Below are 13,421 nucleotides of genomic sequence, written 5' to 3'. Positions count from 1 at the left end.
CGGTTTGTCATCCCTATCGAGCCGATTTCCTTGCGCGGGTTAACTGACTAAGGAATTGCTGTGGAACGCAATGAGTCTGAAAAAGACGCAGCACCAATGACCGAATCTCAACCTGAACCCACTGCCCCCACAGATACCGCCTCCAAAAGCGGCCATCGTCGTACGCCCTTTATCGTTCGCGGCACGCCGAGCTTTGCCCGCGTAACCGCGGCGCTGTTTTCCGCCGGGCTTGCCACCTTCGCGCTGCTCTACTGCGTTCAGCCCATTTTGCCGATTTTATCCGCCGACTTTAACATTTCTCCCGCCAGCAGCAGCCTGTCGCTATCGTTGTCTACGGCGATGCTGGCGGTAGGACTGTTGTTTACCGGCCCTATTTCCGACGCGGTGGGCCGCAAACCCGTGATGGTGACAGCACTGCTCTTGGCCGCGCTATTCACTATCGCCAGTACGCTGACGACCAGCTGGCACGGCATTCTGATAACCCGAGCGCTGGTCGGCCTTGCTCTGAGCGGCGTTGCCGCCGTCGCGATGTCTTATCTGAGCGAAGAAATAGACCCTATGCACGTGGCTTTTGCCATGGGGCTTTATATCAGCGGCAACTCGATTGGCGGCATGAGCGGCCGCCTTTTAACCGGCGTGCTGACCGACATTTTCTCCTGGCGGATTACGCTTGGCATTATCGGCCTTATCGCACTGGCGGCGGCGCTGGTTTTCTGGCGCATTCTTCCGCCGTCTCGGCACTTTCGTCCTTCATCCCTGCGCCCAAGAACGCTTCTGCTCAACTTTCGCCTGCACTGGCACGATCGCGGACTGCCGCTACTGTTCGCCGAGGGTTTCCTGTTGATGGGCAGCTTTGTGACGCTGTTTAACTACATCGGCTATCGCCTGATGGAGGCGCCTTACAACATAAGCCAAACCTTCGTCGGCTTTCTCTCGCTGGTCTATCTCACCGGTACTTACAGTTCGCCGAAAGCGGGCGCGCTGACGTTTAAGTACGGCCGCGGGCGGGTATTTATGATTTCCGTCGGGCTGATGCTGCTGGGTCTGTGTATTAGCCTCTTCTCGTCTATCTGGCTGATTCTGCTTGGGCTTTTGATTTTCTCCTGTGGCTTTTTCGCCGCCCACTCGGTTGCCAGCAGCTGGATCGGGCAGCGGGCCAAGCGAGCAAAAGGCCAGGCGTCGGCACTTTATCTGTTTTTCTACTATACGGGATCGAGCATAGCAGGCACCTCTGGCGGGCTGGTCTGGTATCATTACGGCTGGTCCGGCCTGGTGCTTTTCTTATCCCTGATGCTGGTCTGCGCGCTGTTTATCAGCCGATGGCTGTCACTTTTGCCTTCAGTAGGCAAAAAGAAAACCGCCTGATGAGAGGTTTATAAATGAGTAACGCAAACGACAAGCCAAACCTGCTCTCGCGCCTGTTGAACGCCGTGGTGCAAAACGTACGAGAGCACCTGATGATTTATCTGGTGATTTGGCTTATCGTGCTGGCGCTGGATGTTTACTTTATCTGGTTCTACGAATAGTGGCTGCGTTAAACTAGCAGGTTTGAACCGTCATAGATTGCCAACACGAGCTCTCTTAACGGCGGCTCATATTCCAACTGCTCAACTATCAGCTTTTTGGCATCTGGCGTATAGCAAAATGCCAGCGTCATTGTGTGTTCGTCTTTAATCAAAGAGAACGCTACGCATTCAGATGAAAAATCAATGGCGATAATCTTCGCCCCTATAATCCGCCCTCTGCTTTCTTCATCGTTCTGAAACGGCAGTGCGTCAAGTCTCGTATGCCTGTCGCTACACCAAAGGCAAAATATGATCCACGAAGGTATTACAGCTTCATCACAGTCCAACTGAATACCTAAAAATCCCGCGCCGCCCATACCGTAAGTGCCGAAATACGTTTCCAGTCCAACTATTTCCCGGCCAACATACTTATCTTGTATATCAACAAGACGAAGCGGCATACCGACAAGGCTAACGTCTCCTTCATCGGCGCCAATCGTGGGGACGATGTCAGTAGGAGTGAAGCCTCGTTCTTCCCAACGCTGACGCTCCTGTAAATCGCTGACAAAGGTGAAATTGGCTTCAACAATCCCCAGCTTCAAGTCCTCTAAATTACGCTTTCCCATTTTCTATTTTCCCTGACAGGCTGCAATTCCATTCATTATACGAAAAAGGCGCCCTTCGGCGCCTTAGTCTTACCTATCCTAACGGCCTATTTTTTCATACTGCCAACCATATCTTCCGGGCGGACCCACTCGTCAAACTGTACTTCCGTCAGGTAGCCCAGCGCCAGCGCGGAAGCTTTCAGCGTCAGTCCCTCTTTGTGGGCCTTTTTGGCGATTTCCGCCGCTTTGTCGTAACCGATATGGGTATTGAGTGCGGTAACCAGCATCAGCGACTCGTTGAGGAGTTTCGTGATGCGCTCTCTGTTCGGCTCGATGCCGGAAGCGCAGTGTACGTTAAAGCTGTTCATACCGTCGGCCAGCAGGCGTACGGACTGCAGGAAGTTATCGATGATCATCGGGCGGTAAACGTTAAGCTCAAAGTTGCCGGACGCGCCGCCGATGTTGATGGCGACGTCATTTCCCATCACCTGTGCGCACAGCATGGTCACGGCTTCACACTGCGTCGGGTTGACTTTACCCGGCATAATGGAGCTGCCCGGCTCGTTTTCCGGAATGGCGATTTCACCGATGCCGCAGCGCGGCCCGGAGGCCAACCAGCGCACGTCGTTGGCGATTTTCATCAACGATGCCGCCAGGCCCTTCAGGGCGCCGTGGCTGTGAACCAGCGCGTCGCAGGTTGCCAATGCTTCAAACTTGTTGGGCGCGGTAACGAACGGCTGGCCGGTCAGTGATGCAATTTCTTTTGCAACGCGAACGGCGTATTCGGGATGGGTATTAAGCCCGGTGCCTACGGCGGTACCGCCGAGCGCCAGTTCGCACAGATGAGGCAGCGAATCTTCAATGTGTTTGAGATTATAGGCCAGCATTGCCGCCCAGCCGGAGATTTCCTGCCCCAGCGTCAGCGGCGTGGCGTCCTGCAGGTGAGTGCGGCCGATTTTGACGATGTCTTGATAGGCCGCGGCCTTGTCTGCCAGAACCTTATGGAGCGCTTTAAGCTCAGGAATAAGGTGCTCTCGAACCGCAATAACCGCCGCGACGTGCATTCCGGTCGGAAATACGTCGTTAGAACTCTGGCTCTTGTTAACGTCGTCGTTTGGGTGCACCAGGCGATCGTTACCACGCTTTCCGCCAAGGATCTCGCTGGCGCGGTTGGCCAAAACCTCGTTCATGTTCATGTTGGTCTGCGTACCGGAACCGGTTTGCCAAATAGCTAAGGGAAACTCGTTCGGGTGCTTATCCGCCAGCACTTCATCCGCCGCGCTGATGATAGCGTTGCCCTTTTTCTCATCCAGCAGCCCCAGCTGCATGTTCACCACCGCCGCAGAACGCTTGACCTGAGCGAGAGCGTGGATAAGCGCTTTGGGCATTTTTTCCTGAGAAATGCGAAAATGTTCCAGCGAACGTTGAGTCTGTGCGCCCCACAGGCTGTTCTCAGGAACACCGATCGGACCCATAGAATCTTTTTCTGTACGCATAGCAACCATGATTTTCTCCTGATATCGATATAATAAAAATCGCGAACTACGTTATACTTTACCCGCAGCGAATACCTATCATCCTTCAACTGCGACAACGTTTCTGTGATGATACCGCCGTTAATGGGGATGAGACTCATTAATATTACTGATGTAATAGATTAACGTTATTTATGTATTTTCTGCTGTTGAAAAAACGCTGCTGAATTTAAGTTTACCACTAGCCAGGCAGGCTGCTGGTCAATACCCCAACAGAACGATAAGGATTGCATAATGAAAAAATCGCTGGTTGCCATTGGAATAGTGGCCGTATTAGGCGGCGCTTGGGTTGGCGGCGCCTGGTATACGGGAAAACAGATTCAAACTCAGATAGAAACGTCCATAGCGGAAGCCCAAACGCGCCTTGATAAGTTAGGCTATAAGGCCAATGTGAAAATTTCTGACTATCAGCGCGGCATTTTTTCTTCTCAGGCAACGTACACAGTAACCGTTGCAGAAAAGGGGCAATCCGATACCGTCTCTCTTTTACAAACTATCAGCCACGGCCCTTTCCCTTTAGCCAAGTTCAGCTTGGCGCCTAAACTGGCCTATTCACAGATTTCGCTGATGGAGCAGGCGTCGCTGAAAGACCTGTTTGTCATGACGGAAGGCAAATCGCCCTTTACCGCTAGCGTATTGACCGGCTACAGCGGCGATAGCGAACTTGATTTTACGTTACTGCCCCTACGGGAAAAAACGGAAGGCGGACTGACGTTTAGTGGTACAACCTTTAACGGCCAGGTGCGCGTTCAGGGCGACACCAGAAGCCTTTCTCTGACCGGCTCTCCTCTCGACCTTAACGAACTGGGTTCGACCTTCCGCTACGACACCCTCAAGCTTGATGTGGCGATTGATAAAGACGAGGTGTACACCGTTACCGGCAGGCTCGGTAAAACCGTTATGACCTCGCCGAGTGATGAGGAAGAAGCGGGACAGGAGCAGATTCAGTGGGATGAGTTAACCGTCAACAGCCGCGGCAAAACGGGCTCTTTCGGAATGAATATGGGACAGGTCGACGTTGCGCTGAAGAATATGAACATCAGCAAAAACGGCACGCCCTATTCTACGATTGAAGGCCTGAAAGTTAACAGCAACGCGCAGGAGAGCGGTAAGTTCATTAACCAAACGGTAGACGTTGCGGTTGATAAGCTTAGCATTGAAGGCAAGAACATGGGTTCCGGTTCAGCAAAAATCAAGCTGGACAATTTTGATGGAAAAACGCTTCAGTACTTTAACCAAAACTCCAATATCCTGGTTTATATGTTAAGCGGCATTCCCCTCGATCCGAATTCGGCTCAGGGTCTGAACGTTAATCTGATGACCTTTCTGGAAGGCAATCCAACCCTCAGCATCGCGCCTTTCGTTTGGAAAAATGACAAGGGCGAAAGCCAGCTAGACACTTCGCTAACCCTTATGCGCCCCGCTGATTTAGGTGAACAAACGGATCCCGTTCAACAAATAGTCAGCTTAACAAAATCGTTTAGCAGCAAGGTTAAGCTTTCCGTTCCGATGATGATTGAACAGGCTCGCATGACGGCTGAACTTGAAGGCAACATCACGGGCGAAGAAGCGCAGGCTCAGGCGTCAGACTCTATCCGCCAGCTGATAGATATGGGCGTGAACCAAAAGCTTCTGACCAAGGTTGATGACAACACTGCAACCTTCTCGCTTAACTATGCGGACGCTCAGGTTGATTTAAACGGCCAGAAGATGCCTTTGGAAAGCTTCCTCGCGCTTTTCTTTGGGCCAGGATTCAACTAGTCAGAATATGAACGATTGATGAAAAAATAAACGTTTCCGCTTGAAATAAATTGTTTCAGGCGGAAACGTGTCAGCTAGCGATTGTTTTTAATGTTTTTAATTATTTCCCTTTTATTATCACTTGATTAAGTTACTAATCCCTTCACTTTACTCAAGAATTACCCCACCGTTTCACAAATTTTTTCGGCATTTTCACTATTGTTAAGCCCTCTTTCCTGTGATAAACACCATAACCATAATAAAAGTGATGGTTAACCCAATTACAATAGCGTTCCAGCACATCGGAACATAACAGGAAGTTTTTATGAACCGCTTTGTCATTGCCGATGCAAAAGAGTGCATCGGATGCCGCGTTTGTGAAGTCGCCTGCGTGATGACCCACAATAACGGACAACACCCGGAAGTCCCTGAGCTCTACCTTCCCCGAATCAAAGTTATCAAGACCGCCGCTATCAGAACCGCCGTAACCTGCCGGCACTGTGAAGATGCGCCCTGCGCTCAGGTCTGCCCCAGCAGCGCCCTGACTCACGCAGACGACAGCATTCAGCTCAATAAGGATAAGTGCATCGGCTGTAAAACCTGCGTACTGGCCTGCCCCTTCGGCGCTATCGGCATGGTTGAAGAAAGCATAACGCTTGCGGGAAGTCATTCTGACGCACGCACGACGGCCCACAAGTGCGATCTGTGCGTCAACGACGCTCAAAGCCCCGCCTGCGTATCGGCCTGCCCGACGAAGGCTCTGCGCGTAGTGAGTGAAGAATCCATGCTGGCGCAGCAAAAGCAGAAGCTACAGCACGCCGCGCTGCGAGAAGCCCCAACCGGCGCGACGCGCCCCGTTGTCGAGGCCCCCCGTCAGCTAACGGACCGACTGGCGGAAAAGGTTTCGGTTCCCCGCGGCGATGCGCATAAGATAGATCTTACGGCGCGCAAAGAAGAATTCGTTGAAATCTATAAGCGCTTTACGCCCGAGCAGGTAGAAACTCAGGGCAACCGCTGCATTACCTGCGGTAACCACGCCTTCTGTGAATGGACCTGCCCGCTGCATAATCGTATCCCCCATTGGATTTCTCTGGCTAAAGAAGGGAAGATTATCGAAGCCGCTGAACTATCTCACCAGACCAGCAGCCTGCCGGAAATTTGCGGGCGCGTTTGCCCTCAGGATCGCCTCTGTGAAGGCAGCTGTACGCTGAACGCGACGGGCGGCGTTACCGTTGGCAACATTGAGCGCTACATCACCGATACGGCCTTTGAAATGGGATGGCGCCCTGACCTTTCCCACGTAAAACCGTTGGGCAAAAAAGTGGCTATCATTGGCGCGGGGCCGGCAGGACTCGCCTGTGCGGACATTTTGGCGCGTAACGGCGTTGAGGCCGTCGTTTTCGATCGCCATCCGGAAATCGGCGGCATGCTGACGTTCGGCATCCCTTCCTTTAAGCTGGATAAAGATGTGATGGTCAATCGTCGCCACGTCTTCACTGAAATGGGAATTACCTTCCATTTAAATACGGAAATCGGTAAAGACGTCGAGTTTAGCCAGCTGGTTAACGACTACGATGCGGTTTTTGTCGGCGTTGGCACCTACCAGTTTATGCGCGCCGGACTGGACAACGAGGATTCGCCGGGCGTTTATGACGCGCTGCCGTTCCTTATCGCCAACACCAAGAAAGTAATGCACCTGCCCGAGCTGAAGGAAGAGCCTTATATCGATCTGTCCGGTAAGCGCGTCGTGGTGCTTGGCGGCGGAGATACGGCGATGGACTGCCTGCGGACCTCTATTCGACAGGGCGCCAGCGAAGTCACCTGCGCCTACCGGCGCGACGAGGCCAACATGCCGGGCTCTAAGAAAGAAGTGAAAAACGCGCGGGAAGAAGGCGTTGAGTTTATGTTCAACGTTCAGCCCGTCGCCCTGGAGCTAGACGACAATGGCCACGTGTGCGGCGTACGCCTGGTCAGAACCGAAATGGGCGAGCCCGATGCTGAAGGTCGTCGACGTCCTAAAGTGATTGCAGGCTCGGAGTTTGTTCAGCCCGCTGACGCCGTTATCAAAGCCTTTGGCTTCCGCCCCCACCCAATGCCCTGGCTTGCTGACGTTGGCGTTGAAGTTGACAGCTACGGCGTCATCCTTGCGCCTCACCTCAAGCAGTTTGCCTGCCAGACCAGCAATCCGAAAGTGTTTGCCGGCGGTGACGTCGTTCGCGGCGCCGATCTGGTGGTGACGGCTATCGCAGACGGCAGAAAGGCGGCCAAGAGCATCGTTCGCTACCTGACCGGCGATGACGCCTTGCAAAGCAAAGCGGCCTAGTAAAACATCGCGTTAAACCGAATCGGGCGCCATTAGCGGCGCCCGATTGCTTTACTTCTCTGCGCGACTTTCCAGTACGCGTTCGACGGTGTCGACAATCGCCTGCGTTTGCGGGTCTATTTCTATATTGACAGAATCTCCCAGCCTTTTCGCTCCAAGCGTAGTTCGTTCCAGCGTCTCCGGGATAAGGTGCACGCAAAAGCGCCCTTTTGACACTTCGCCTATCGTCAGGCTAATGCCGTCAATGCCGATAAATCCTTTATACAGAACGTACTTCATCAGCGCATCGGGCATCTTAAACCAGATTTGACGGTTGTTCTCCGACGTCAGGATCTTCACAATCTCAGCCTGACAGATGACATGGCCGGACATCAGATGCCCGCCGATTTCATCACCGAAGCGCGCGGCCCGCTCCAGGTTGACGCTGTCGCCGACCTTCAGATTTCCTAAATTGGTTACGCGCAGCGTTTCTTTCATCAGATCGAAGCTGATAACGTCCTTTTCTATCGCCGTTATCGTCAAACAACAGCCGTTATGCGCAACCGAAGCGCCAAGCTCAAGCCCAGGCAGCAGCGCTTTGGGAAATTTAACTTTGTGAACGCGAAAATTGGACTTTTCTTCAATGGCGACAACGGGCGCTGTCCCCTGAACAATACCGGTAAACATAAGCGGGCCTCGGAACAAAAAGAGTAAACTGGACTTAACATTGCCTGCGGGAAGTTTGACTCAAAATGTGTGAAAAACCAAATGCAGTTTTCATTTCAATCCCATATTGGCTTTACCTGCGTTTGACAGGTAGAATCATCCCCCCACGCATTTTGGCGCTTTTGGAGATTGGCGCCATCGCGTTATGACTCTCGCGTTTTAAAACAGTCTCACTTTATAAAACAGATAAGGTATATACGTGCAGAACTACATTAAAGAAGCGCGTAGCCTGTTGGTATTGGCTCTCCCCGTTATCGCGGCGCAGTTCTCCCAAACGGCTATGGGCGTTGTTGACACTATTATGGCGGGCGACTACAGCGCAACCGATATGGCTGCCGTTGCGGTCGCGACGTCAATCTGGATGCCGGCTATTCTTTTTGGGCAAGGGCTTCTAATGGCGCTGACCCCCATCGTCGCTCAGCTTAACGGCAGCGGAAGACGGGGCAAAATCGCCCATCAGGTTCGGCAGTCCGTTTGGCTGGCCCTGTTCGTCTCTCTGCTCGTCATGACGGTGCTGTACAACAGCCACTATATTATCGAGAGCATGCATAACGTCGACCCCGAGCTTGCCAGTATAACCGTCAGGTTCCTGCGCGTTATCATGTGGGGCGCTCCCGCCTATCTGCTGTTTCAGGTTTTTCGCAGCCAGTGCGACGGACTGTCTAAAACCAAGCCGAGCATGATAATCGGTTTTATCGGCCTGATGGTCAATATTCCCATTAACTACGTCATGATACACGGCAAGTTCGGCATGCCCGAGCTGGGCGGCGTGGGCTGCGCGGTGGCTACCGCATCGGTTTACTGGGTCATGTTTATTGGGCTTCGCCTGTACGTTCACACCGCGCGTTCACAAAAGGACATTAACGCCCAACGCGGATTTGAGCTCCCCCAATGGTCGACGCTAAAGCGCCTGATTGGCCTCGGCTTGCCCGTTGCGCTGGCGCTGTTTTTTGAAGTGACGCTGTTTGCCGTCGTCGCCCTTCTGGTTTCGCCGCTGGGCGTCGTCCCCGTCGCAGGCCATCAGATTGCGCTGAACTTCAGCAGCCTGGTATTCGTTTTTCCGCTGTCTTTAGGCGTAGCGACCTCTATTCGCATCGGCTTCAGCCTGGGACAAAAAAAGGTTGATGACGCCAGAGTTGCTGCCTATACGGGCCTGATAATGGGCTTGATTATCTCTGCGATCACGGCACTGTTGACCGTCATCTTTCGCCATCCGATTGCGCTTTTATATAACGATACGCCGGCCGTAGTGGCGATGGCGACTCAGCTTATGCTATTGGCCGCAATTTATCAGTGTTCTGACGCCGTTCAGGTTATCGGCAGCGGCGTGCTGCGGGGTTATAAAGACACGCGCTCTATTTTCTTTATCACCTTTACCGCCTACTGGATTATCGGTCTGCCCGTCGGCTATACGTTGGCCCTGACGGACGCCATCGTGCCACGCATGGGGCCTGCGGGGTTCTGGACGGGATTCATTATTGGTTTAACCGCGTCGGCTATCATGATGATGTCGCGCATGCGGTGGCTGCAAAAACAGCCGACCGAAACCATTTTAGGGCGCGTACAGCGATAACCTGCGAGGTGAACGCCGCTGGCAGAAGGGCTATTTGAATAAAAAAACGACGGACTGCGCAGTAACTCATCAATTGAACGCGTTATTGCAAGAAAATCGTTTTTTTCCCTTGCCAGTGAATGCGTTCACCGTTAATATTCGTCCGCACTGCTGATGCAGTTGTTAAGAAATCAGTTATGCGTCCGTAGCTCAGTTGGTTAGAGCACCACCTTGACATGGTGGGGGTCGGTGGTTCGAGTCCACTCGGACGCACCAGATTTTAACTTATAAATCTGGCGCCTTCAGTCTTCATTCCCGTTTAATCCTCTCTTAGTATTTTGACACCTCCTCTATTTTGTGAATTTTTTCATTGAGATTGAAACCTACTGCCCTGCCCGTTTCCCATAAATACGTTCGTGCTATAACCACATTCCGCCTTTGAGCCAGAGGGAAGAAGAATGCTATTCTGACGCCACTTATCGATCGCATTACTCGGCAGTTGGAGGACAAGTGGCAACGACACTCAAAGGCGTTTACATGCGCGGCGGCACCAGTAAGGGGCTCTTTTTTCTGAAAGAATGGTTACCCGAGGATCCCGTAGCGCGAGACCGACTGCTGCTTCGAGCAATGGGAAGCCCTGACCCCTTCGCTACTCAGATTGACGGCATGGGCGGCGCAACCTCCAGCACCAGTAAAGTAGTTATCATTTCTCGATCGCAGCGCGCAGATAGCGACGTCGATTATCTGTTTGGCCAAGTCGCCATCAACCAGCCTACTGTCGACTGGTCGGGAAACTGCGGCAACCTGACCGCTGCGGTTGGGCCATTTGCCGTCAGCCAAGGGCTGGTGCATGCGCCTGAGAACGGAATGGCGGAAGTGCGCATTTGGCAGGCGAATATTCACGCCAGAATTATTTCACATTTTCCCATGCGAGATGGAATACCGCAGGAGGAAGGCGATTTTCAGCTGGACGGCATCCCCTTTCCGGGCGCCGAGATCGTCATTGATTATTTAGATCCCTGCGGCGCCAGCGATAGCAATCAGCCGGTCTTCCCTACGGGAAACGTCATAGACAGCATTGATGTACCCGGCATCGGCCCTGTAAGCGTGACCATGATGAATGCGGCTAACCCCGCCGTCTTTATTCACGCCTCAACGCTTGGGCTGTCCGGTACCGAGCTTCCCGTGGAGATAAACGGAAATCAGAGCCTGCTGGCGCAGGCTGAACTTATCCGCGCCACGGCGGCGGTACGGATGGGGCTGGCGAAGGATCTGGAAGACGCCAGCCGCAATCGACTTCATACGCCAAAGCTGATTTATCTGGCAAAGCCGACCGGCTACCTCTCTACCGGCGGCGTGCGCGTTGAGGCCGAAACGCTGGATGTGAACGCCCGCATTTTTTCCATGGGCAAATTGCACCACGCCATGACCGGCACCGGCGCTATCGGCATCGCAGCGGCGGCGGCAATCCCCGGTACGCTGGTTCAGCAGCTGCTCTCTGAGCCTCGCGGGCAGCAGCTAACGATGGGCCACCCAGCCGGGCGCGTTCAAGTTGGCGTTAAGGCGGAAAACAGCGGCAGCCAGTGGCGAATCGTTAAGGCGACGATGAGCAGAACGGCGCGTCGAATAATGGTTGGAGAAGTGTTTGTACCGAACGACGTGGTATAGTTCAACACGGTCAGACGTTGGCGGAAGTGACAACGCTTCCGCCCTTCTTTCGCGCTAATTGTCCTTTCTGGAAGAACCAATTACCGTCATATTGACGAAGTAGTCGTTACCAAGGATTCGGCCATTGCCAAACCAGGTTACGCCGTGCGATATCAGCTGTGGGTTGGCATCAGACTGGATGAGCCGATTCCCTTCATTATCTTCAATAGTGTAACCATTATCTTCAATGCTTCGCGCCAAAATCGGTTTGTCTAACCCCGAAGCGTAGAACATATCAATCGATCGCAAATATTCCGCGCCATAATTGTTAACAATGGCGATAACGCGCTGTTGATATTCAGGCCACGTCAGCGGCGTAGAGTCGCTTATATTCGCCGCAATCACCGCATACAGCTGCGCGGTAGACTGCGCAACGGCCATTCTGGCATGCATATCCTTATTAAATCGGGGTAAATTGAAGACCTGTTCGTTTTGCGATACCGCATTTTTGCCCGCATTTTCCTTATTGTCTGACTTCCAGAAAGTCCAACCGGACGGCTCTTTCTCTTCTTTCTTCTCCTTTACCGCAGGCTTCGGCGCGTTTTCAAGGTAGATGCGCGTGTTCACCGGCTGAAACATGGAAGACGCCAGATAAGCGGTGCATACCGCCTGCTGCTGTTTAAGGTTGCCGTTCACCAGCAAGGACCACGGGCTGCCGGACGTGGGGATTTTTCTGGCATTGATGCCCCGCTTGCTTAACTCGACGTTAACCTGCTGCTGCGTGACATCGCCGCGCGCCAGATCGCAAACCTGCTTCATCAGAAAATCATCGCGTTTTCCTTCAAGCTTTGGCGTCATCTCATTTAGCGTGTCGGTAATAATATTCCACGTCGGTATGCTGACATATTTCACGGCAAGATCGTCGGCGCTGGCTATTGCCTGGCTGGCCGAAAGGAGAAAAAGACCGCCGACGGCGGTCTTGATTACAGATGTTAAACGCATTTTTACACGACCAACGTTAATGATTAGCAACATCAATAGTCATACGGCGATTGGGCGCCAGGCATGCGATCACCGCGGGGGATTTTTGCCCCGGACACGTGACCTTTGGCATAACATCACCCAGACCGCGCGTTTCGATTTGCGATGCGGAGATACCGCGAGCTATCAAAAGGCTTTTGACCGACTCCGCGCGCGCTAAAGAGAGCTGCTGATTTTTCACCGGTTGACCGATACGATCGGTATAGCCGGTTACGGTCACCCGCTTTCCCTTCTGCACTTCGCCTTTGAGATCTTCAGCCAGGCGATTGACCTGCTCAACGCCCTGCGGGCTTAAGGACGCACTACCGAAAGCAAACAGGCTCTCCGCGCTCAGTTCCTTATATACCGTCTTTACGGGCATTCTTAGACGCGCCAGGCAGTCCTCCGGTTTGAAGTAGAAGCTCTGCGCAGTCATGTTTGAATCAAATATCACTTTATATTGACAGGTGAGTACTGAATTATCCGGCTGGGTAAAATGGAAAATATAGTCCCATTCTTTCACCCGAAATACGCCTTCCTTAAAGTGCGGCGTACCGATTAACTCGTAGACCTGCGCTTTAGATAGGCCCGGACGCATCTGCTTCAGGTTATCCTGATTTACAAAGCTGCCCTCTGCTCTCACGGCGCTATTAGGTTCTGGAAATACCGGATTCTCGGTTTTACCTTCTGAATTTACATCGCTGATGGAGCGGGTGCAGGCGGATAACAACACCATACAGCCCACGACCAGCACCAGGGGAATATTTACATATTTCATAATGACTTTCT

Annotated in this window: 11 protein-coding genes and 1 tRNA gene; 7 read left to right on the top strand and 5 right to left on the bottom strand. The window is 52.8% G+C overall.

Translation table 11 applies throughout. From position 1 onward, the window contains the following. Positions 1-96: 96 nt before the first annotated feature. On the top strand, positions 97-1,365 hold the full coding sequence (locus V8L73_RS09455; RefSeq protein ID WP_347254809.1) for an MFS transporter: 1,269 nt from the start codon (positions 97-99) through the stop codon (positions 1,363-1,365). A 14-nt stretch (positions 1,366-1,379) separates the two neighbouring features. Then, the gene (locus V8L73_RS09450; RefSeq protein WP_347254708.1) at positions 1,380-1,526 is read left to right on the top strand and encodes a DUF2770 family protein; all 147 of its coding nucleotides are present in this window, start codon (positions 1,380-1,382) and stop codon (positions 1,524-1,526) included. A gap of 8 nt (positions 1,527-1,534) precedes the next feature. On the opposite strand, the gene V8L73_RS09445 is transcribed toward V8L73_RS09450, so the two are convergent. Both V8L73_RS09445 and fumC read right to left on the bottom strand, forming a co-directional pair. After that, on the bottom strand, positions 1,535-2,131 hold the full coding sequence (locus tag V8L73_RS09445) for a hypothetical protein (RefSeq protein WP_347254707.1): 597 nt from the start codon (positions 2,129-2,131) through the stop codon (positions 1,535-1,537). Between the two features lie 86 nt (positions 2,132-2,217). Further along, positions 2,218-3,615, bottom strand: coding sequence for a class II fumarate hydratase (fumC, locus tag V8L73_RS09440; RefSeq protein WP_347254706.1), 1,398 nt, complete (start codon positions 3,613-3,615; stop codon positions 2,218-2,220). Between the two features lie 264 nt (positions 3,616-3,879). On the opposite strand from fumC, the gene V8L73_RS09435 reads away from it, so the two are divergent. After that, a complete protein-coding gene (locus V8L73_RS09435; protein WP_347254705.1) occupies positions 3,880-5,406 on the top strand; it encodes a YdgA family protein in 1,527 nt (508 codons plus the stop codon). Between the two features lie 304 nt (positions 5,407-5,710). Continuing rightward, complete coding sequence (gene aegA / locus V8L73_RS09430; RefSeq protein ID WP_347254704.1) at positions 5,711-7,708, top strand: formate-dependent uric acid utilization protein AegA; 1,998 nt, start codon at positions 5,711-5,713, stop codon at positions 7,706-7,708. A 51-nt stretch (positions 7,709-7,759) separates the two neighbouring features. On the opposite strand, the gene V8L73_RS09425 is transcribed toward aegA, so the two are convergent. After that, positions 7,760-8,374: a riboflavin synthase subunit alpha gene (locus tag V8L73_RS09425; protein WP_347254703.1), complete on the bottom strand. Its 615-nt coding sequence runs from the start codon at positions 8,372-8,374 to the stop codon at positions 7,760-7,762. A 238-nt stretch (positions 8,375-8,612) separates the two neighbouring features. On the opposite strand from V8L73_RS09425, the gene V8L73_RS09420 reads away from it, so the two are divergent. From V8L73_RS09420 to prpF, 3 genes are all read left to right on the top strand, one after another. Next, positions 8,613-9,986: an MATE family efflux transporter gene (locus tag V8L73_RS09420; RefSeq protein WP_027273209.1), complete on the top strand. Its 1,374-nt coding sequence runs from the start codon at positions 8,613-8,615 to the stop codon at positions 9,984-9,986. Positions 9,987-10,164: 178 nt separating this feature from the next. Beyond that, positions 10,165-10,241 (top strand) — tRNA-Val (locus V8L73_RS09415). A gap of 234 nt (positions 10,242-10,475) precedes the next feature. After that, the gene (gene prpF / locus V8L73_RS09410) at positions 10,476-11,633 is read left to right on the top strand and encodes a 2-methylaconitate cis-trans isomerase PrpF (protein WP_347254702.1); all 1,158 of its coding nucleotides are present in this window, start codon (positions 10,476-10,478) and stop codon (positions 11,631-11,633) included. A 54-nt stretch (positions 11,634-11,687) separates the two neighbouring features. Here prpF and V8L73_RS09405 read toward each other — a convergent pair whose 3' ends face one another. Together V8L73_RS09405 and V8L73_RS09400 are read right to left on the bottom strand one after the other, a co-directional pair. Next, positions 11,688-12,614, bottom strand: a complete 927-nt coding sequence (locus tag V8L73_RS09405; RefSeq protein WP_347254701.1) for a hypothetical protein — start codon at positions 12,612-12,614, stop codon at positions 11,688-11,690. Between the two features lie 16 nt (positions 12,615-12,630). Beyond that, complete coding sequence (locus V8L73_RS09400; protein ID WP_347254700.1) at positions 12,631-13,410, bottom strand: OmpA family protein; 780 nt, start codon at positions 13,408-13,410, stop codon at positions 12,631-12,633. Positions 13,411-13,421: the final 11 nt, after the last annotated feature.

The organism is Leminorella grimontii (assembly GCF_039789245.1).
GTDB lineage: Bacteria > Pseudomonadota > Gammaproteobacteria > Enterobacterales > Enterobacteriaceae > Leminorella > Leminorella grimontii.
The sequence above is the reverse complement of the archived record's forward strand: the minus strand, read 5'-3'. Positions and strand labels throughout refer to the sequence as shown.